This is a genomic window from Chromobacterium sp. Ag138 (assembly GCF_055181315.1).
On sequence record NZ_JBUPWA010000001.1, the window covers coordinates 2,089,930 to 2,109,110 of the forward strand.

Below are 19,181 nucleotides of genomic sequence, written 5' to 3' on the forward strand. Positions count from 1 at the left end.
TGGCTCACTTTCTCTCCACGCGCTGCACCACCGCCAGTTGGCGAACGGCCGCGAGCACGCGTTCCAGGTGTTCCACGCCCTCCACCTGCAGGCGGAAGTGGATATTGAACAGGCTGTCGCCGTCGCGGCTGCTGTCCTGCGTGTCGGCGCTTTCGATATTGGCAGAGGCTTGCGAGATCGCGGTGGCGATGTCGGCCAGCGCGCCGCGCTCGTTGCGCGACAACACGCCGACGGTGACCCCGAACATCCGGTCGCGCTGCGCCTCCCAGTTGACCTCCAGCAGCTTGTCCGGATCGGCGCGGCGCGCGTTCGGACAGCTGACCCGGTGTATCACCAGGCCCTGGCCCTTGGTGATCACCCCCAGGATGTCGTCGCCGGGCAGCGGGTTGCAGCAGCTGGACAGCTGCACCATGCCGGCCTCGTTGCCGCGGATGGTGATCGGACCGACGCGCACGCCCTCGCCCAGCCGCTCGCCGGCCAGCTCCAGCATCCGGCGCGCCACCACGATGGGAAGCAGCTTGCCGGCGCCGATCTCGGCCAGCGCGTCGTCGAAACCATGCATCTTCTCGCCGTAGGCGGCGAGATACTCGGCGCGCAGCTCGTCGCTGACCGCCAGCGGCGTCGACGCCAGCGCGCCCACCGCCTGCCTGAGCAGTTTCTCGCCCAGCGCCACCGCCTCTTCGCGCTGCAGGCTCTTCAGGTAGTTGCGGATGCCGGAGCGGGCGCGGCCGCTCTGCACGAAGGCCAGCCACGACGGATTGGGCTTGGCCTGGGTGGAGGTGATGATCTCGACGGTGTCGCCGTTGCGCAAGGCGGAGCGCAGCGGCACCAACGCGTGATTGACGCGGGCGGCGATGCAGCGATGGCCGACGTCGGTGTGCACCGCGTAGGCAAAGTCCACCGGGGTGGAGCCTTGCGGCAACACCATGATCTTGCCCTTGGGCGTGAACACGTAGACCTCGTCCGGGAACAGGTCGATCTTGATGTGCTCGAGGAACTCGACGGCGTCGTCGCTCTCCTCCTGCATGTCCAAGAGCTTCTGCAGCCACTGGTGCGTGCGCTGCTGCGCGGTGTTGACGCCCTCGCCGCTCTTGTACATCCAGTGCGAGGCCACGCCGGCCTCGGCCACGTTGTGCATCTCGCGGGTGCGAATCTGCATCTCCACCGGCGTGCCGTAGGGGCCGAACAGCGTGGTGTGCAGGCTCTGGTAGCCATTGCCCTTGGGAATGGCGATGTAATCCTTGAATTTGCCAGGAATAGGCTTGTACAGGCTGTGCAGCGCGCCCAGCGCCAGATAGCAGGCCGGGATGTCGTTGACGACGACGCGGAAGCCGTAGATGTCCAGCACCTCGGAGAAGGACAGGTGCTTTTCCTGCATCTTCTTGTAGATGCTGTAGAGGTTTTTCTCGCGGCCCTTGATGGTGGCCTCGATATTGCTCTGCACCAGCCGCTGGCTGACGGCCAGCAGAATCTTGTTGACCACTTCGCGGCGATTGCCGCGCGCGGCGCGCACCGCCTTGGACAACACGCTGTAGCGGTGCGGGTGCAGATGCTTGAACGCCAGGTCCTGCAGCTCGCGGTAGACCTTGTTCAGGCCGATGCGGTTTGCGATCGGCGCGTAGATTTCCAGGGTTTCCAGCGCGATGCGGCGGCGCTTGTCCTCGCGCATCGAGTCCAGCGTGCGCATATTGTGCAGCCGGTCGGCCAGCTTGACGATGATGACGCGGATGTCGCGCGCCATCGCCAGCACCATCTTGCGGAAGCTTTCGGCCTGGGCGTCTTCCTTGGTCTGGTATTCCAGCCGCTCCAGCTTGGACAGGCCGTCCACCAGGTCGGCGACGATCTTGCCGAACTTCTCGATCAACGTCGGCTTGGTTACGCCGGTGTCTTCCAGCACATCGTGCAACAGCGCGGCGGCCAGGCCCTGCACGTCCAAGCGCCAGTCGGTGAGCATGGTGGCCACCGCCAGCGGATGGGTGATGTAGGGCTCGCCGCTCTTGCGGGTCTGCCCTTCGTGCGCCTCGCGGCTGACCTGAAAGGCCAGCCTGAGCATCTCGACGTCTTCCGGCTTGAGGTAGCGCGCGGCGCTCTCCAGGAACGCCGCCGCTTCAGAGTCGATCAGGGCGTTGTAGTCGATGCCTGTCTCAATGCCGGTGCCCATCTTCACGCTCCGCGCTGCGTCAATCAGGCCTTGCCGCGGTTGAGGAGTTCCTTGCCGACGTGGCCGGCGGCGATTTCACGCAGGGCGATCACGGTCGGCTTGTGGCGGCCCGGCTCCACGAAGGCGCTGGCGCCGGAGGCCACCTGGCGGGCGCGGTAGGCGGCGGCCAGGGTCAGGTCAAAACGGTTCTGGATGCGGTCCAGGCAGTCGTCAACAGTAATACGGGCCATGGTTTCTCTCAGCTAAAATGACGGTTACAGGGATCACTATATCGATTTTCGTCCCATCCGGCACAGCGGGACGGAACTATTTTCATTTCGCGCCGGCGGTGCCCATGCGGCGGAACATGTCGGCCAGGCGGCGGCGCTGCGGGCCGCTCTTCAGGCGCTGCGCGCGCACGATGCTGATCAGGTCCAGCTTGGCGCGCTCGAAATCGTCGTTGACCACGATGTAGTCGTACTCGGCGATCTTGTCGATCTCGGCGCGGGCCGAGGCCAGCCGGCGCAGAATCACCTCTTCGGTGTCGGTGTCGCGGCCGCGCAGGCGGCGCTCCAGCTCCTCGATCGACGGCGGCGCGATGAAGATGCCGATGGCGTCGGGAAATACGGCGCGCACCTGTTCGGCGCCCTGCCAGTCGATTTCCAGCAGGATGTCCTTGCCGGCTTCCAGGCGGCCGCGTATCCACGGCGCGCTGGTGCCGTAGCAGTTGCCATACACCTCGGCGTGCTCGAGGAAGTCGCCGCGCTCCACCATGGCGTCGAACACCGAGCGGTCGACGAAGTGATAGTGCTTGCCGTCGACCTCGCCCTTGCGCGCCGCGCGGGTGCTGTAGGACACCGACAGCTCGACGCTGGGTTCGGCCTGCAGCAAGGCCGCCACCAGCGAAGTCTTGCCAGCGCCGGACGGCGCGACCACGATGTAAATGTTCCCGATAAGCTGGCTCATAAATACAAACGTTTGCCGAAGAGTAATTTTTCAGGATATCACAGCGAGACCGCCATTGTTAAGCAATGACATATTTTCACGTCAAGATTTAGGTGTTTGAGCGCCTAGAGGCCGATAATGCCGCGTTTTCCGAACTCTCGCGATCCGCCCGGAGTCATTCTTCATGCAACTGCTGGAAAGCTTTTTCAAGCTCAAGGAGCACGGCACCACGGTCAAAACCGAGGTGATAGCCGGCTTCACCACCTTCTTGACCATGGCCTACATCATCCTGGTCAACCCGCTGATCCTGTCCTCCACCGGCATGGACCTGAACGCGGTCTTCGTCGCCACCTGCCTGGCCGCCGCGCTGGGCACCGCCATCATGGGCCTGGTGGCCAACTACCCGATCGCGCTGGCGCCCGGCATGGGCCTGAACGCCTACTTCACCTTCAGCGTGGTCAAGGGCATGGGCCTGTCGTGGGAAACCGCGCTGGGCGCGGTGTTCATTTCCGGCATCGTGTTCCTGGCGGTCAGCCTGTTCAAGGTGCGGGAGGCCATCGTCAACGCGATTCCGCAGTCGCTGAAGTTCGCCATCTCGGCCGGCGTCGGCATGTTTCTCGCCATCATCGCGCTGAAGAATGCCGGCGTGATCGCGCCGCACCCGGAAACCTATCTGACGCTGGGCGACATCCACAAGCCCACCGCGCTGCTGTCCATCTTCGGCTTCTTCCTGATCGTGGCGCTGGAATACCGCAAGGTGCCCGGCTCCATCATCATCGGCATCCTGGTGGTGACGGTGCTGTCGATCGCGCTCGGCCTGTCCCCGTTCAAGGGCATCGTCGCCCCGGTGCCGAGCATGGCCCCCACCTTCATGGCGATGGACATCCAGGGCGCGCTGCACGCCGGCCTGATCGGCGTGATCTTCGTGTTCTTCTTCGTCGACCTGTTCGACACCACCGGCACCCTGGTCGGCGTGTCGCACCGCGCTGGCCTTTTGGACAAGGACGGCAAGCTGCCGCGCCTGAAGCGCGCGCTGATGGCCGACTCCATCGCCATCACCGCCGGCGCCGCGATGGGCACCTCGTCCACCACCGCCTACATCGAATCCGCCGCCGGCACCGCCGTCGGCGGCCGCACCGGCCTGACCGCCGTGGTGGTGGCGCTGCTGTTCCTGGCCGCGCTGTGGCTGTCACCGCTGGCCGCCACCGTGCCGGCCTACGCCACCGCGCCGGCGTTGTGCTACGTCGCCGTGCTGATGGCGCGGGGCCTGGCCGAAATCGAATGGAACGACCTGACCGAATCCGCCCCGGCGGTGATGACCGCGCTGGCGATGCCGTTCACCTTCTCCATCGCCGACGGCATCGCCTTCGGCTTCATCAGCTACGCGGTGATCAAGATTCTGGCCGGCCGCTTCTCCGACCTGCGCCCGGCGGTGGTGATCATCGCCGCGCTGTGGATCTTCAAGCTGGCTTTCTTCCACTGAACGCACAATAATCGGCTCATCCGACGGCCTGCCGCTCGCGGCGGGCCGTTTTTTTTCTGACCGACGCCAGTCGGCACAGTCTCTTGATTTCGAAGTACAATAGGCCCATGGAAAACCTCAGCAACCTCGACTACTCCAGCTACCTGAAGGGCTGGATCCGCACCGTGCCCAACTGGCCGCAACAGGGCGTGATGTTCCGCGACATCACCCCGCTGCTGCAGAACCCGAAAACCTTCCGCATGCTGATCGACATCTACGTCCATCGCTACATGATGGAAAAGGTGGATCTGGTGGCGGGCCTGGACGCGCGCGGCTTCATCATCGGCTCGGTGCTGGCCTATGAGCTGAATGTCGGCTTCGTGCCGATCCGCAAGAAGGGCAAGCTGCCGTTCACCACGGTGGAAGAAGAATACGAACTGGAATACGGCAACGCCGCGGTGGAAATGCACACCGACGCCTGCAAGCCGGGCGACCGCGTGATCCTGATCGACGACTTGGTCGCCACCGGCGGCACCATGATGGCCGGCTACAAGCTGCTCAAGCGCATGGGCGCCGACGTGCTGGAAGCCGCGGCCATCATCGAACTGCCGGAATTGGGCGGCGGCCAGCTGGTGCGCGACGGCGGCCTGGATCTGTTCACCGTCTGCAGCTACGAAGGCCATTGAGCGCGGCGAGCGCGATTCGCGACCGCGCATGTTGAAAACGGAGCCGACGGCTCCGTTTTTCATGGCGCGACGAAAAAAGCCCGGCGGGCTTGCCGGGCAAAGGGACACGGAGTCATTCTGCTATCAGTTGCGTTCCAGCGACACCTTCACCGCCGAACCGCCCACTCTCAGCCTCAGCGGCGCGCCGGGCGTGTTGGCCCAGTCGCCGCTGACCTTGCCGGCCTGCCCGCTGACCTGATAATCCAGCTTGGCCTGCCGGTCGGCATGGAAATCCAGATTCACCATCTGGCCTTTGACGTCGACGCTGGCCGCCGGCTGCGCGCCGCGCAGCTTGAGGTCGGCCTTCACCGCCTGCCCTTCCAGCGCCACGCCGCGCGTCGCGCCGTCGAACTCCAGATTCAACGCCTGGCCCTTGGCCTTCAGGTCATCGACGCTGGCGTCCACCTCGGCCTTGATCGCGTCGCCACTCAGCGCCACCGCGCCGTAAGCGCCCTTCAGATCCACTTTCAGCGCCAGTCCGCGCATCTGCACCGAGGCGAAGCGTCCGTTCAGGTCGCCGTCGAACGCCCGCATATCCACGCCCACCTGCTTGCCGGGCTTGACGTTGCCGCGGACCGTCAGCTTGCAGCGGTCGCCGACCGGCTTGTTCAGCTTGACCTGGAAGGTCAAGTCTCCTCCCATTCGAGTCACCGTCAGCTTGCAGTCGGCGTCAGACCAGTTGCGCTTCTCCACATCCAGCTTGTAGGGCCTGGCGGCGTCGGCGCTCAGCTCCAGCTTCAGCGCGTCGCCGTTGAAATTCAGCCTGTCGATGGCGGCGGCGTCCTCCGCCCGCGCGGCCGCGCTGCCCAGCAGCAACAGCCCGCAGCCAATCTTGACGATGTTCATCTCGGTTTCCTCCGCAAGCGTTTCAATTCAGGAACAGCCAGTAGCAGGCCAGCGTGGCCGCCAGCGCGGCGGCCAGCGCCAGGCCATGGGTGGCCAGCCTCTCCCGGCCGGATCGGCGCGAAAGGCCGGCGGCCAGTTGGCGGGTATCGGCCAGCACGGCCAGCAAGCGGCTTTCGCTGGCGCGGTCGGCCACCGCGCCGCGGATATAGCCGCGATAATCGCGGAGGATCTTGCGCAATTCGGCTTCCGGCAATTCGACCAGGGTCAGTTGCAACTGTTGCAGGCAGGCATCGTTCTTCATGATCCATACTCCCATCGCAAGTTTGAGGTTCAGGCCGCGGCGTTTTCGCCGCCCTTGCCGGACACCAGTTCAATCTGATACTTGACGTAAGCCACCAGCGCGCGCCAGGTCAGCCGGGTCAGCCACACGCAGAACACCAGCCCCAGCGAGCCGCCCAGCAGCAGCATCAGCCCCACCACCAGCGCGCTCATGCCTACCGACAGGCCCGGCAGCGCATCGATCTGGATATGGTCCATGCCGTCCTTCAATTCGATGCTGCGTTCGGAAATCTCCAGCGTGCTGTCGCCATCCTTCAGCGAGATGCTGCCGTTCGGGCCGCTGGCCACCAGTTTCAGCACGGTCCCGCCGGCGGACACGTCCAGCGTCTCCAGGCGCTTGCCGTCGTCGACCCTGGCGGTGAATACGTCGCCGCTATCCTCGCGCAGCTTCAGCTCGCGGATCGCGCCGCCGTCGATGCTGACCTGGCCGTCATCGATCCGCGCCAGTTCGCGCGTCGCCGGCTGGCTGGCGTCGACCGTCAGCTTGCCGCCAGACTTGGACACCAGCAGCAAGGCGCCCTGGCTGGTCTTGAGCTCGAAGCGGTCGCCGTCGTCCGGCTCCAGCATCAGCAGGCCCTTGTCGATCCAGACCTGTCCGGCGTGGTCGTCCATCTGGGTGCGCCAGGCCATTTCGGCGCCGCTGTCGCCGTAGCGGCCGATATACCAGCCGGAGCCGTCGCTGGTGAACTGCGGCCAGCCGAACAGGCTGTGGCTGCCCCAGGCCAATACCACCGCCAGCCCCGACAACAGGAAGCCGGCCGACGCGATGTAGCCCACGGTCAGAAGCAGCAGATAGACCAGCAAGGGGATGGCCAGGATGAAATTCAGCACGCCCAGCCCCGCGATCGACGCCACCACCCGCGTCAGGTTGGCGAAGGAGCGGTGCTCCTGCCATTGCCGGTAATGGGTTTGCGCCTTCAGCTCCCGCGCCAGCTTCTGCGGGCTGCCCAGCGCCTCCACCACCTCGGCCTCGTCGCGGCCATCGGCCTGCGCGTCGCTGAAATACTCGTCGTAATCGGCGAGGATTTCGCGCACCGCCTCCGGCTTCAGGCCGGACAGCGCTTGCTCCAGCTGCCTCAGGAATTCCTTGCGTGTCATTGTTGCGCTCCCTCTGTCGCTGCCGCCGGGCCGCCCCGCAGCACGTTTTCCACTTCGGCCACAAACTCCTGCCATTCCCGCCGCATCGTCTCCAGCTCGCGCCTGCCCGCCTCGGTCAGCTTGTAGTACTTGCGCGATGGGCCCGACGACGATTCCACCAGATAGGTGCTCACCCACGATTCGTTCTGCAGCCTGCGCATCAGCGGATAGATGGTGCCTTCGCTGATGTCCATGCCCTGCGACAGCTTGCTGACCAGCTCGTAGGCATAGCTGTCGGCCTGGGACAGCGCCGCCAGCACGCACATGTCCAGCGTGCCTTTTTTCAATTGCGTCTTCATTGTTGCCTTCCTCACCGACTGGCAATACACGATACCTTGCATTACAAGTAACATCGGTAAACTGCTGCACCCGGATGTCTGAGTGAACTGTATGGCAAGATACCTTGTATCGCAAGGTATCTTTCATTGTTCTGCGTCATGACATCGGGAATGCGTCTTTTCCGCCACAGCGGCGCCTCTGCATGCTGCGTTGCAAAATACGGTTTTCCGGCCATACTTCAGCATGCATTTGTATTTTCCAGCGGCATTTCCCTATGGCAATCCACGATGGAGAAGCATGCGATGGCACAATTCAAACGTCCCTCGATCGCGCTGGTGCTGGGCGGCGGCGCGCCCAACGCCACGCTGATGGCCGGCGCCCTGGTCGCGCTGACCGAAGCCGGCGTCAAGTTCGACATCATTTCCGCCTCCGGCGCCGGCGCCATCGTCGGCCTGCTGTACGCGGCCCCACGCCAGGGCGACGCCGTGGCGGCGTTGTCCCGGCTGGCCGACATGGGCGTGTCCGACCGGATCTACAGCCTGTTCCCGGTCAACTACAAGGTATTCAACAAGCCCGGCCCGCTGGCCGACGCCTGGCGCTCGCTGCTGTCGAACAATCCCTTTTTGCAGGCGATACAGCGGCAGGCCGACAGCAGCCCGGCCCATCGCCTGTTCGCCGACTGGACCTCGCTCGCGCTGGCCGCGTTGTGCCCCAGCGGCCTCACCTCCGATAGCCAGGGCCTGTGCGCGCACGTGCCCTTCATTGATCAGGTAGTGGATTTTTCCAAGCTGCAGTCGCTGCCGGGCGAGTTCTACCTGAACGCCTACAACGTCAGCCAGGGAGAAATGCGCTGCTGGGACAAGCGCGAAGTCACCCACGAGCATTTCCTCGCCGCGCTGTCCTTTCCCTTCATCTACCCGCCGTACAAGCTGGGCAACGACTATTACATCGAAGGCGCGGCGATAGACACGCTGAACTTCAAGCGGCTGTTCGAGCTGCATCCCCACATCGACTACACCATCGTGTTCGACGTGCTGGGCAGCAGCAAGCTGCTGCATCCGCCGCGCAATCTCTACGACGCCTGGGTGCAATCCATCATCGCGCCGCTGACGGCCATCGCCCGCGACGACCTGCGCCTGTTCGAGGCGCTGCACAACCGCGACGAGCAGGGCCGCCCGCGCACCGAGGTGCTGAAAATCAATTTCGACGCCCACATCCGCCGGGAAGGCTTCCGCGAGGAACTGGACTGGTCCTACTCCAATCTGTCGCGGCTGTACGACGCCGGCTATCTCGCCGGCCAGGAGCTGGCGCAGCGCCACGCGCGCGAACTGGGCCTGAAGGAGTCCTTGCAAATGACTGCGTAGTTGCAACCATTCCCGTCCGCCGGACAGACGGCTAATCTGGAATTCCACCCCGCCACTTGAACCAAGGAGACCGGCCATGGCGCACCCCGCAGCAGTGAACGACCAGATCACCGACGCCGCCACGCAGGGCAATGTCAAAGCGCCGGGCGCCGATTCCGCGCCGGATCGCGACGGCCTGCCGCCCGACCCGGCCGAGCTGGAGGATCTGATCCGCCAGTTGAAGTCGGAATAAGACCCGCCGCCGACATCAAAAAGGGCTGCCATCGGCAGCCCTTTCGCTTGGCACGGAATTCCTATCCGCTCAGTACCACTCGATGCCCGGCTTGCCGGTGGAGATCACGGTGCCGGCCTCGCCCTTGACGATCTTCTCGATGTCCTCCAGCGCGCCGATCACGGCCTTCTTGCCGGTCAGGCGGGCGAACTCGCAAGCTGCCTCCACTTTCGGCCCCATCGAACCAGCGGCGAAGCCCAGCTTGTCCATCTCGTCCGGGTGCGCCTGGCGGATAGCCTTGGCTTCCGGCGTGCCCCAGCCGACGAACACGCTCTTCACGTCGGTGGCGATCACGAAGTAATCGGCGTCGATCTCGCGCGCCAGCAGCGCGGACGCCAGATCCTTGTCGATCACCGCCTCCACGCCCACCAGCTTGTCGCCCTCATACATGGTGGGAATGCCGCCGCCGCCGGCCGCGATCACCACCGCGCCCTTTTCGATCAGCCACTTGATCGGACGCATTTCGAAGATGCGCTTCGGTTTCGGGCTCGGCACCACGCGGCGATAGTACTGGCCGTCGGCTTTGACCGCCCAGCCCTTGTCCGCGGCCAGCTTCTCGGCTTCTTCCTTGGAATAAACCGGGCCGACGAATTTGGTCGGGTTCTGAAACGCCGGATCGTTGGCGTCCACTTCGGTCTGGGTCAGGATGGTGGCGATCGGCACCTCGAACGGCAGCACATTGCCCAGCTCCTGCTCCACCATGTAGCCGATCATGCCCTCGGTCTGCGCGCCCAGCACGTCCAGCGGATACGGGGTGACTTTCTCATCCACGTGGCGGGCGTAGGCATCGTTCTGCAGACCCAAGAGGCCCACTTGCGGGCCGTTGCCGTGGCACATCACCAGATTGTGGCCCAGGCGGGTCACGGCGGCCAGTTGCTCGGCGGCCACCTTGACGTTGGCGCGCTGGTTGTCGGCGGTCATGGCCTCACCACGACGCTGCAGGGCATTGCCGCCCAAAGCTACGACGACTCGCATAATTCTTCCTTCCTCATTCTTTCAACGACGCCGGCCAAGGCTTCCGGTCAGGAGGCCTTGGCCGGTTGATGTGCGATCGGGCCGGCCGTGGCCGGCCCAAGTCCAGGCTTAATCGCCCAGCGTGGCCACCAGGATGGCCTTGATGGTGTGCATGCGGTTCTCAGCCTGCTCGAAGGCGATGCAAGCCTCGGACTCGAACACGTCCTCGGTCACTTCGATGCCGTTGGCCAGTTCCGGATACTGCGCGGCGATTTCCTTGCCCACCTTGGTTTCGCTGTTGTGGTAGGCCGGCAGGCAGTGCATGAATTTCACCTGCGGGTTTTCGGCGGCGGCCATCAGCGCGCTGTTGACCTGGTAAGGCTTCAGCAGGCGGATGCGCTCGGCCCACACTTCAGCCGGCTCGCCCATCGACACCCAGACATCGGTGTGGATGAAGTCGGTGCCCTTGACCGCGACCTTGGCGTCTTCGGTCAGCGTGATGCGGGCGCCGGTCTTGACGGCGATCTCGCGGCACTCGGCCACCAGCTCGTCGGCCGGCCACAGGTGCTTGGGCGCGCCGATGCGGACGTCCATGCCCAGCTTGGCGCCGATCACCAGCAGCGAGTTGCCCATATTGTTGCGGGCGTCGCCCAGGTAGGTGTAGCTGATCTGCGAGATCGGCTTGTCGCTGTTTTCCCACATGGTCAGCACGTCGGCCAGCATCTGGGTCGGGTGCCATTCGTCGGTCAGGCCGTTGTACACCGGCACGCCGGCGAACTTGGCCAGCTCGGTTTCCACCATGTGCTGGTCGAAGCCGCGGTATTCGATGGCGTCGTACATGCGGCCCAGCACGCGGGCGGTGTCCTTCATCGATTCCTTGATGCCGATCTGCGAGCCGGACGGTCCGAGGTAGGTGACGTTGGCGCCCTGGTCGTAGCAGGCCACTTCGAAGGCGCAGCGGGTGCGGGTGGAAGTCTTTTCAAAGATCAGGGCGATGTTCTTGCCCTTCAGGTGCTGCTGTTCGGTGCCGGAGTACTTGGCGCGCTTCAGGTCGCGGGCCAGGTCGAGCATGTAGCGGATTTCGCGCGGGGTGAAGTCCAGCATGCGGAGGAAGTTACGGTTGCGCAGATTGAAAGCCATGATGTTGCTCCTGATTAGAGTCTGGGCAAGCGGGCCGCCGCTCCCGTGGAAGCGACGGTCAACCTGTCTTTTTGCAAACAAACCAAATGAGTATTTTCAGCCCCGGCCGGCCTCGCCGCCCGGGGCAAACCGCCTTACACCTTCACTTCGTCGCGGATGATCGGGCAGGTCATGCAGTGGCCGCCGCCGCGGCCGCGGCCCAGTTCGGAGGCCGGGATCTCGATCACTTCCACCCCGTGCTCGCGCATCAGGCGGTTGGTGTAGGTGTTGCGGTCGTAGGCCACCACCACGCGGCGGTCCAGCGCCACCACGTTGTTGCCATCGTCCCATTGCTCGCGTTCGCGCTGGTAGGCATCGCCGCCGGTCTGGATCACGCGGATTTCCTTCAGATTCAGCGCCTCGCGCACCACGTCCACCAGCTTCACGCCTTCGTGGCGTTCGAAGACGATCTCGCCTTCGCGGTCGCCGGCGTACATGCTGGTGCAGGTGATTTCATCCACCACGTCCGGGAATACCGACAGCAGGTCGATGTCGAGGAAGCTGAACACGGTGTCCAGGTGCATCGCCGCGCGGGACTTGGGCATCTGGCAGGCGATCACGCGACGGGCGCCGCCCTCGCGGTGCAGCACGCGCTTGGCCACCTGCACCACCGCCTGCGGGCTGGTGCGCTCGCCCATGCCGATCAGCACCACGCCGTTGCCGATCGGCATCACGTCGCCGCCCTCCAGCGTGGCCGGGCCGTGATCGGTATCGCAGCCGCCCCACCAGATGTTGACCTTGCCGGCGAAGTACGGGTGGAACTGGTAGATCGATTGCAGGATCAGCGTTTCCTGGCGGCGGGCCGGCCAGTACATCGGGTTCAGCGTCACGCCTTCGTAGATCCAGCAAGACGGGTCGCGCTGGAACAGGCTGTTCGGCACCGGAGGCAGCACGAAGTCGGAGCGGTCCAGGTAGCCGCCGAACAGGCCTTTCGGGTCGAACGGCAACTCGAACTTGGCGATGCCGCCCACCAGGTGGTCGGCCAGCTGCGACGACGGCATTTCGTTGAGCCAGCTGCGCAGGTCGGACAGCATGCCGATGCCCACGTTGTCGGCCTTGACCTTGCGGTCCAGGATCCAGTTGCGGGCGGCCTTGTCATCCAGCACCTTGGCCAGCGCGTCGTGCACTTCGATCACTTCGATGCCGCGGGCGCGCATCTGCTCGACCATGTAGGCGTGGTCCTTCTGCGCGCGCTCCACCCAGATCACGTCGTCGAACAGCAGGTCATGGCAATTGTCGGGGGTCAGGCGCTTGTGGGCGAGGCCGGGACGGCACACCATCACGGTGCGCAACTTGCCGCATTCAGAATGAACACCAAACTTGGTCATAACGCTACTCCTTGAGTCTTGTCTGACTTCGGGGGCGGGCATCCGCCCCCACTGGTTTCAAAATCTTTCGCTTACAGGCCGATCTGACCGGTCGCCAGCATGTAGACCGCGATCAGGGCCAGCACCACCACGATGGCGGCCAGTACGGCTTCGATCAGGTTGAACGGCTTGCGGCCTTGCTCTTTCTTGGCCCACAGGTAGAACAGCAGGCCCGGCGCGTACAGCACCATGGACAGGAACAGATACTTGGGACCGGCGGCGTAGATCAGCCAGGCGCCATACAGTGTGGCCAGCGCGGCGGTCCAAAATTCCTTGGCGGTGCTTTCGCCCTGGGCGTAGCCCTCGCCGCGCTTGGCCACCAGCAGGGAATAGCCGGCGCACAGCAGGTAGGGAATCAGAATCATCGAGGTGGCCAGCGACAGCAGCGCCAGGTAGCCGGCCGAGCTCTTCAGCGTGATCAGCAGGAACAGCTGGATCAGGCCGTTGGTGAGCCACAGCGAGGCGGCCGGAGTGTCGTTGCCGTTGACGGTGCCGAACACCTTGGGCATCACGCCGTCCTTGCCGGCGAGGTAAGGCGCTTCGGCGGCCAGCAAGGTCCAGGCCAGCAGCGCGCCGCCGACGGAGATCACCAGGCCCGCGTTCATCAGGTTGGCGCCGAAGGTGCCGAAGGCTTTCTGCAGCACGTAGGCGGTGGATGGATTCTTCAGCGCGGCCAGTTCAGTCTGAGTCATCACGCCCAGCGACAGCACCGATACCGCGACCAAGAGCGCGATGGTCAACAGGAAGCCGATCACGGTGGCCTTGCCCACATCCTTCATGCTCTCGGCGCGGCCGGAGAACATCGACGCGCCCTCGATGCCGATGAACACCCACACCGTCACCAGCATGGTGCTCTTCACCTGGTCGACGATGGAGCCGAGCTTGGCGCTGCCCCAGAAGTCCAGGCTGAAGGTATCGACCTTGAAGGCGAACACGATCAATAGGATGAACAGCGCCAGCGGCACCAGCTTGGCGATGGTGGTGACGGTATTGATGAAGGCAGCGCCGTGCACGCCGCGCAGCACCAGGAAGTGCAGGCTCCACAGCACCACCGACGCGCAGGCGATGGCGATGGGCGTATTGCCGTCGCCGAAGGCCGGCACCCAAAAGCCCAGCGCCGAGAACATCACCACAAAATAGGAGACGTTGCCGATCCAGGCCGAGATCCAGTAACCCCAGGCCGAGTTGAAGCCCATGTAGTCGCCGAAGCCGGCCTTGGCGTATCCGTACACGCCGCCGGACACTTCCGGCTTGCGCGAGGCCAGCATCTGGAACACGAAGGCCAGCGCCAGCATGCCGACGAAGGTGATGGCCCAGCCAATCAGGATGGCGCCCGCGCCGGCACCGGCCGCCATGTTCTGCGGCAGCGAGAAGATGCCGCCGCCTATCATGGAGCCGACGACCAGCGCCGTCAGCGCGCCCAGCTTCAGCCTGGGCGACGCGCCCTCGGCCAAGCCGGCTTGAGTTGCAGTTTCAGTGGACATTTTCGTTCTCCGATCTGGGATGTAAACCGAGCATTACATTATTAAATTCTTATCATCTGAAATTATGGTATACCCCGAAAAACAAGGCTTTCCAGCGGTGTCGGTTGTTAGGTTGATTTGCATCAAGCAGGCCCAGGCATCAATTCGGCGACTTCCGGGGAATGCGACCAAGGCTTGCATTAAGGCGTCATGGACTGCCGAATCCGGAGCGGCGGAAACGCGCGCTCAGCGCCGCAGACGAACTGCCAATCCTGCGCGGCCCGGATGTTCCGCCAGGTTTTGCGAGCGGCTCTTAAGCATAGAAAGGAGAAGCGGGAGAGAAAGCCCGAAGCGGAAATAGTCTGATGCAGAACAAAAACCAGCCCAGACGGGCGAAAAAAAACGGATACGGCCCACCACCGTATCCGCCAACACACACATCAAGAGGAAATACTGAAAACGACAGGGATAATCCTTACTTGCCCGGCTTGTTCATGTTCCGGAAAATCACCCACAAAGCCCCGAAAGCCACCACGGTGGCGACCACGATAGTCAACAGGCTCAGACGGCCGACATCGTCGGCCAACAATAGGGTCAGCAACTCCATGGTTCCCTCCTACCGGCATGCGGTTTCAATTGACTTGCCATCGACATAATAACCACTTAGCCAACAATGGAATTGACCCAAATCAAACCGGCCATCCCGGCGACTTGATGCAAGGCAAATAAAAAGCCCCCGGCGCGAGCCGGGGGCTTTTTGCATACAGATCAAAGGTTTGTACTGTTTACTTGCCGCCGCCCATATCCTTGGCCAGGAAGAAGGCGTCGGAGAAGAACTCGTCTTCCGGCAGGCCGCGCTCGCGGATGAAGGTGCCGTGGGCCGCCTCCACCATCACTGGCGCGCCGCAGGCGTAGACTTGGCAACCCGACAGATCGGCGAAGTCTTCCAGCACCGCCTGGTGCACGAATCCGGTACGGCCGGTCCAGTTGTCTTCCGGCAACGCCTCCGACAGCACAGGAACATAGCTGATGTGCGGGTGCGCGGCGGCCCAGCCCTCGGCCAGTTCCGCCATGTACAGGTCAGCCTTGGTGCGGGCGCCCCAGTAGAACTTCATCGGCCGGGTGATGCCGTGATGGATCGCATGCTCGATGATGCCCTTGACCGGCGCGAAGCCGGTGCCGCTGGCGATCAGCACGATGGGCTTGTCCGACTCCTCGCGCAGGAAGAAGGAACCCATCGGCCCCTTGAAGCGCATGATCTCGCGCTCCTTCATCTGATGGAACACGTATTCGGAGAACGAACCGCCAGGTTGATTGCGGATGTGCAGTTCCAGGAAGGAATCGTCGTGCGGCGCGTTGGCGATCGAGAAGCTGCGCTTTTTGCCGTCCTTCATCAGGATATCGATGTACTGGCCGGCGCGGAACTGCAAACGCTCGGATACCGGCAGCTTCAGCTTCAGCACCGCCACATCGTGGATCTTCTCTATCGTTTCGACCCGGCACGGCAGCGTCTTGATCTGGATGTCGCCGATGCCGGTCACTTCGCGCGCCTCGATGCTGATGTCGCCTTGCGGCTTCGCACAGCAGAACAAGGCCATGCCCTGCGCGCGCTCGGCGGCGGACAGCGCCTTTTCCTGGAAGCCGTCCTGGCTCACCTCGCCTTCCAGCACTTTGCCTTTGCAGGCTCCGCACGCCCCGTCGCGGCAGCCGTAGGGCAGGCCCACGCCCTGGCGCAGCGCGGCCTCAAGAATGGTCTCGTGCGCTTCGACACTGAATGCATGCCCGCTGGGGAGCACTTTCACCTGGCAAGTCATAATCGTTTCTCAATCCCGAATTCTGGCTAAAATGCACACCATGCGTACTTTACTTGTCATCGGCGCCGGCGATGTCGCCAGGCGCGCCGTGCCGCAGCTTCGCCGGAACTGGCGGATATTGGCCCTGTGCCGCACCGAGGAGGCCGCCGCCCGCTGGCGCGCGCTGGGCGCTTTGCCGCTGATAGGCGATCTGGACCATGCCCCCAGCCTGGCGCGCCTCGCCGGGCTGGCCGACGCCGCGCTGCTGACCGCGCCGCCGCCGGCCCATGGCCGGACAGACCCGAGAATGCGCAAGTTGTTGTACGCGCTGGCAAAAACGAACAGCATACCACAGCAATTGATCTACATCAGCACCAGCGGCGTGTATGGCGACACAGGCGGCGCCGTGCTGGACGAGGCCGCGGCGGTCCGTCCGCGCAATGATCGCGCGCTGCGCCGCGCCGACGCGGAATCCCAGCTGCGCCGCTTCGCCATCGCCCGCGGCTGCGCGTTGACCATCCTGCGCGCGCCGGGCATCTACGCCGACGAGCGGCTGCCGCTGTCGCGCTTCGCCGCCGCCGCGCCCTTGATCGTCGACGCCGAAGACAGCTGGAGCAACCACATCCACGCCGACGACCTGGCGCAGCTGTGCGCGGCGGCCTTGCGCCGCAGAAGCGGCATCCGCGTCTACAACGCCTGCGACGACCAGCCGCTGCCGGTCAGCCTGTGGTACCGCCGCCTGGGCGAAACGCTCGGCCTGCCGGTGCCGCCGCAATTGCCGCGCGGCGAAGTGAAGGCGCGCGTCTCGCCGCAGCAATGGTCGTTCCTGGCCGAATCGCGCCGCCTGGACAACGGCCGGATGCGGCGCGAGCTGGCCGTCCGTCTGCGCTGGCCCAGCGTGCTCGATTATCTGGACGCGCTGCGGCGGGACGAGCCGCGGCGGGCGGCAATACTCGCAAGCTACGCCGAGATTCGGTAACATCGCGGTTTTTTTGAGTTTTCAGCAGACCAGCAAAATGGAAAATCCGGCTTTCAAACGCGCGATCCGCAGCTTTGTGCTGCGCCAGGGCCATCTGTCCGCAGGCCAGCAGCGGGCGATGGACGAAGGCATGCCCAAGTGGGGCATAGAGTACCGTCCGGAAACGATAGACCTGGAGCAGGCTTTCGGCCGCGCCGCGCCCAAGATCCTGGAAATCGGCTTCGGCATGGGCGGCGCCACCGCCGAGATCGCCGCCGCCAATCCGGGCAATGATTATCTCGGCATCGAGGTGCATGGCCCCGGCGTCGGCAATCTGTGCAAGCTGATCGCCGAGAAGGAACTGAGCAATCTGCGGCTGATGCGCCACGACGCGGTGGAAGTGCTGGACAACATGCTGGCCGACGGCAGCCTGGACGGCGTGCACATTTTCTTCCCGGACCCGTGGCACAAGAAACGCCACAACAAGCGCCGCCTGATCCAGGCCCCGCTGGTGGAGAAACTAGCCAGAAAGCTGAAGCCGGGCGGCTATTTCCACGCCGCCACCGACTGGGAAGACTACGCGGTCCAGATCCTGGAAGTGCTGAGCGGCAATGCCGATCTGGAGAATACCGCCGACGGCTACGCGCCGCGCCCGGACTATCGGCCGCTGACCAAGTTCGAAGCCCGCGGCATCAAGCTGGGCCACGGCGTATGGGATGTGGTCTTCCGCCGCAAGTAAGCCATCCACGGCTCCCTCGACGGCCCGCCTGCGCGGGCCGTTCGCTTTTCACCTCGCCAGCAGCGCCTTGACGTCGTCGACCAGCTCGTGCGGCTCCACCGCCGGCTCGTAGCGCTTCACCACCCTCCCCCGGCCGTCGACCAGAAACTTGGTGAAGTTCCACTTGATGGGATGCGGACGCTCGGAATCGGCCTGGGTCAGCCAGCGCCACAACGGATGCGCGCCATCGCCGTTCACCTGCAGCTTGGCGAACAAGGGAAAGGTCACGCCGAAACGGCTCTGGCAAAAGGCCACGATCTCGTCCTCCCCGCCCGGCTCCTGCCCGCCGAACTGGTTGCAGGGAAAACCGAGCACGACAAAATCCTGCCCGGCGAAGTAGTCCTGCAGCTCCTGCAGGCCGCCGTACTGCCGGGTGTAGCCGCATTCGCTGGCCGTATTCACCAGCAGCGCCACCCGGCCCTCATAGGCCGAAAGCGCCTGCTCGGCGCCGTCGGCCCGCTTCGCGCTAAAATCGTAGAGCGTGGTCATGGCTAGCTCCCTCCCGTATAATGCCGCAGCCCGGAATGGCAGCCGCCTGCGACCCAGATACCCTGTTGCGTTCAAGCGGCGCGCCCGCGCCGAGCCCAGCCAGCAATCGCCCGAGGTCTTTATCGATGTTGTTCAGCCCCAGCCGCCAGGATGCCCGCCGCTTCTTCTTCGACACCTGGCACAAATCCAAGTCCGGCGAGACCTTGTCCGACCTGGAACAGATCGTCCTCTCCATTCTTATAGACCACCCTGAGTATCATCCCATCCTGGAAAACCCGGATGCCTTCATGGAGCAGGAGTGGACCCCGGACATGGGCGAGACCAACCCCTTCCTGCATCTGGGCCTGCATGTTGCCATCGCCGAGCAGCGCTCCATCGACCAGCCCTTCGGCATCCGCGCGCTTTACGCGCAGCTGGCGCTGCGCCATGGCGACGAGCATCGCGCCCAGCACGAGATCATGGAATGCCTGGGCGAGATGATCTGGCATGCCCAGCGCTACGGCGGCGGCCCCGATGTCAACCGCTACATCACCTGCGTGCGCGGCAAGCTGGGCATGGGCGAAGAAGACGCGCCACGCGTCAATCCCAACGCTATCGGCGACTGATTCCGGCCGATGGACAAAAAAACACCGTGGCAGGCGTACTGTCCACGGTGCAACAAGCGGGGTAGCCCAGGCCGGCAAACCGGCCGG

Annotated in this window: 21 protein-coding genes; 7 read left to right on the top strand and 14 right to left on the bottom strand. The window is 64.2% G+C overall.

Annotated features, from left to right (window positions below):
* Positions 1-4 precede the first annotated feature (4 nt).
* The 3 genes from ACY3GB_RS09590 to gmk form a co-directional block, all read right to left on the bottom strand.
* Positions 5-2,161 (bottom strand): RelA/SpoT family protein, encoded by a 2,157-nt coding sequence (locus ACY3GB_RS09590; protein WP_046155548.1) that lies wholly within the window; start codon positions 2,159-2,161, stop codon positions 5-7.
* A gap of 23 nt (positions 2,162-2,184) precedes the next feature.
* Complete coding sequence (gene rpoZ / locus ACY3GB_RS09595) at positions 2,185-2,391, bottom strand: DNA-directed RNA polymerase subunit omega (protein WP_463088522.1); 207 nt, start codon at positions 2,389-2,391, stop codon at positions 2,185-2,187.
* An 82-nt stretch (positions 2,392-2,473) separates the two neighbouring features.
* Positions 2,474-3,106, bottom strand: coding sequence for a guanylate kinase (gene gmk, locus ACY3GB_RS09600; protein WP_463088523.1), 633 nt, complete (start codon positions 3,104-3,106; stop codon positions 2,474-2,476).
* Between the two features lie 163 nt (positions 3,107-3,269).
* Here gmk and ACY3GB_RS09605 point away from each other — a divergent pair, with 163 nt between their 5' ends.
* Positions 3,270-4,568, top strand: coding sequence for an NCS2 family permease (locus tag ACY3GB_RS09605; RefSeq protein WP_463088524.1), 1,299 nt, complete (start codon positions 3,270-3,272; stop codon positions 4,566-4,568).
* A gap of 107 nt (positions 4,569-4,675) precedes the next feature.
* Positions 4,676-5,233 carry an adenine phosphoribosyltransferase gene (locus ACY3GB_RS09610; RefSeq protein ID WP_021478751.1) on the top strand — a complete coding sequence of 186 codons (558 nt, stop codon included), beginning with the start codon at positions 4,676-4,678 and terminating at the stop codon, positions 5,231-5,233.
* A gap of 123 nt (positions 5,234-5,356) precedes the next feature.
* Here ACY3GB_RS09610 and ACY3GB_RS09615 read toward each other — a convergent pair whose 3' ends face one another.
* From ACY3GB_RS09615 to ACY3GB_RS09630, 4 genes are read right to left on the bottom strand one after another with little or no spacing between them, the layout of a single operon-like run.
* Positions 5,357-6,118 carry a hypothetical protein gene (locus ACY3GB_RS09615; protein WP_463088525.1) on the bottom strand — a complete coding sequence of 254 codons (762 nt, stop codon included), beginning with the start codon at positions 6,116-6,118 and terminating at the stop codon, positions 5,357-5,359.
* Between the two features lie 22 nt (positions 6,119-6,140).
* Positions 6,141-6,419, bottom strand: coding sequence for a hypothetical protein (locus ACY3GB_RS09620; RefSeq protein ID WP_463088526.1), 279 nt, complete (start codon positions 6,417-6,419; stop codon positions 6,141-6,143).
* Positions 6,420-6,448: 29 nt separating this feature from the next.
* On the bottom strand, positions 6,449-7,555 hold the full coding sequence (locus tag ACY3GB_RS09625) for a DUF1700 domain-containing protein (protein ID WP_463088527.1): 1,107 nt from the start codon (positions 7,553-7,555) through the stop codon (positions 6,449-6,451).
* Positions 7,552-7,893, bottom strand: a complete 342-nt coding sequence (locus tag ACY3GB_RS09630) for a PadR family transcriptional regulator (RefSeq protein ID WP_021478747.1) — start codon at positions 7,891-7,893, stop codon at positions 7,552-7,554. Before ACY3GB_RS09630 ends, ACY3GB_RS09625 begins: the two co-directional genes overlap by 4 nt.
* A gap of 282 nt (positions 7,894-8,175) precedes the next feature.
* Between ACY3GB_RS09630 and ACY3GB_RS09635 the strand changes: the two genes are divergently transcribed.
* Positions 8,176-9,237 (top strand): patatin-like phospholipase family protein, encoded by a 1,062-nt coding sequence (locus ACY3GB_RS09635; protein ID WP_463088528.1) that lies wholly within the window; start codon positions 8,176-8,178, stop codon positions 9,235-9,237.
* A gap of 76 nt (positions 9,238-9,313) precedes the next feature.
* On the top strand, positions 9,314-9,469 hold the full coding sequence (locus tag ACY3GB_RS09640; protein WP_463088529.1) for a hypothetical protein: 156 nt from the start codon (positions 9,314-9,316) through the stop codon (positions 9,467-9,469).
* A 69-nt stretch (positions 9,470-9,538) separates the two neighbouring features.
* Here ACY3GB_RS09640 and arcC read toward each other — a convergent pair whose 3' ends face one another.
* The 6 genes from arcC to ACY3GB_RS09670 all read right to left on the bottom strand — a co-directional run bounded on the left by arcC (position 9,539) and on the right by ACY3GB_RS09670 (position 16,273).
* Positions 9,539-10,483: a carbamate kinase gene (gene arcC / locus ACY3GB_RS09645; protein WP_463088530.1), complete on the bottom strand. Its 945-nt coding sequence runs from the start codon at positions 10,481-10,483 to the stop codon at positions 9,539-9,541.
* Between the two features lie 108 nt (positions 10,484-10,591).
* Positions 10,592-11,602 carry an ornithine carbamoyltransferase gene (locus ACY3GB_RS09650; protein ID WP_463088531.1) on the bottom strand — a complete coding sequence of 337 codons (1,011 nt, stop codon included), beginning with the start codon at positions 11,600-11,602 and terminating at the stop codon, positions 10,592-10,594.
* 134 nt (positions 11,603-11,736) lie between these two features.
* Positions 11,737-12,969 (bottom strand): arginine deiminase, encoded by a 1,233-nt coding sequence (locus tag ACY3GB_RS09655; protein WP_463088532.1) that lies wholly within the window; start codon positions 12,967-12,969, stop codon positions 11,737-11,739.
* A gap of 71 nt (positions 12,970-13,040) precedes the next feature.
* The gene (gene arcD / locus ACY3GB_RS09660) at positions 13,041-14,492 is read right to left on the bottom strand and encodes an arginine-ornithine antiporter (RefSeq protein WP_463088533.1); all 1,452 of its coding nucleotides are present in this window, start codon (positions 14,490-14,492) and stop codon (positions 13,041-13,043) included.
* 454 nt (positions 14,493-14,946) lie between these two features.
* Positions 14,947-15,078 (bottom strand): DUF3149 domain-containing protein, encoded by a 132-nt coding sequence (locus ACY3GB_RS09665; RefSeq protein ID WP_021478740.1) that lies wholly within the window; start codon positions 15,076-15,078, stop codon positions 14,947-14,949.
* A gap of 178 nt (positions 15,079-15,256) precedes the next feature.
* Complete coding sequence (locus ACY3GB_RS09670; protein WP_463088534.1) at positions 15,257-16,273, bottom strand: CDP-6-deoxy-delta-3,4-glucoseen reductase; 1,017 nt, start codon at positions 16,271-16,273, stop codon at positions 15,257-15,259.
* A 52-nt stretch (positions 16,274-16,325) separates the two neighbouring features.
* Here ACY3GB_RS09670 and ACY3GB_RS09675 point away from each other — a divergent pair, with 52 nt between their 5' ends.
* The gene (locus tag ACY3GB_RS09675) at positions 16,326-17,243 is read left to right on the top strand and encodes an SDR family oxidoreductase (protein WP_463088535.1); all 918 of its coding nucleotides are present in this window, start codon (positions 16,326-16,328) and stop codon (positions 17,241-17,243) included.
* A 37-nt stretch (positions 17,244-17,280) separates the two neighbouring features.
* Positions 17,281-17,961 carry a tRNA (guanosine(46)-N7)-methyltransferase TrmB gene (trmB, locus tag ACY3GB_RS09680; protein ID WP_463088536.1) on the top strand — a complete coding sequence of 227 codons (681 nt, stop codon included), beginning with the start codon at positions 17,281-17,283 and terminating at the stop codon, positions 17,959-17,961.
* Positions 17,962-18,009: 48 nt separating this feature from the next.
* Here the strand turns inward: trmB and ACY3GB_RS09685 are convergent, their stop codons facing one another.
* Entirely contained in the window at positions 18,010-18,489 is a 480-nt protein-coding gene (locus tag ACY3GB_RS09685; protein ID WP_463088537.1) for a glutathione peroxidase, read from the bottom strand.
* A gap of 125 nt (positions 18,490-18,614) precedes the next feature.
* Here ACY3GB_RS09685 and ACY3GB_RS09690 point away from each other — a divergent pair, with 125 nt between their 5' ends.
* Positions 18,615-19,094 carry a DUF1841 family protein gene (locus tag ACY3GB_RS09690; protein WP_463088538.1) on the top strand — a complete coding sequence of 160 codons (480 nt, stop codon included), beginning with the start codon at positions 18,615-18,617 and terminating at the stop codon, positions 19,092-19,094.
* Positions 19,095-19,181 lie beyond the last annotated feature (87 nt).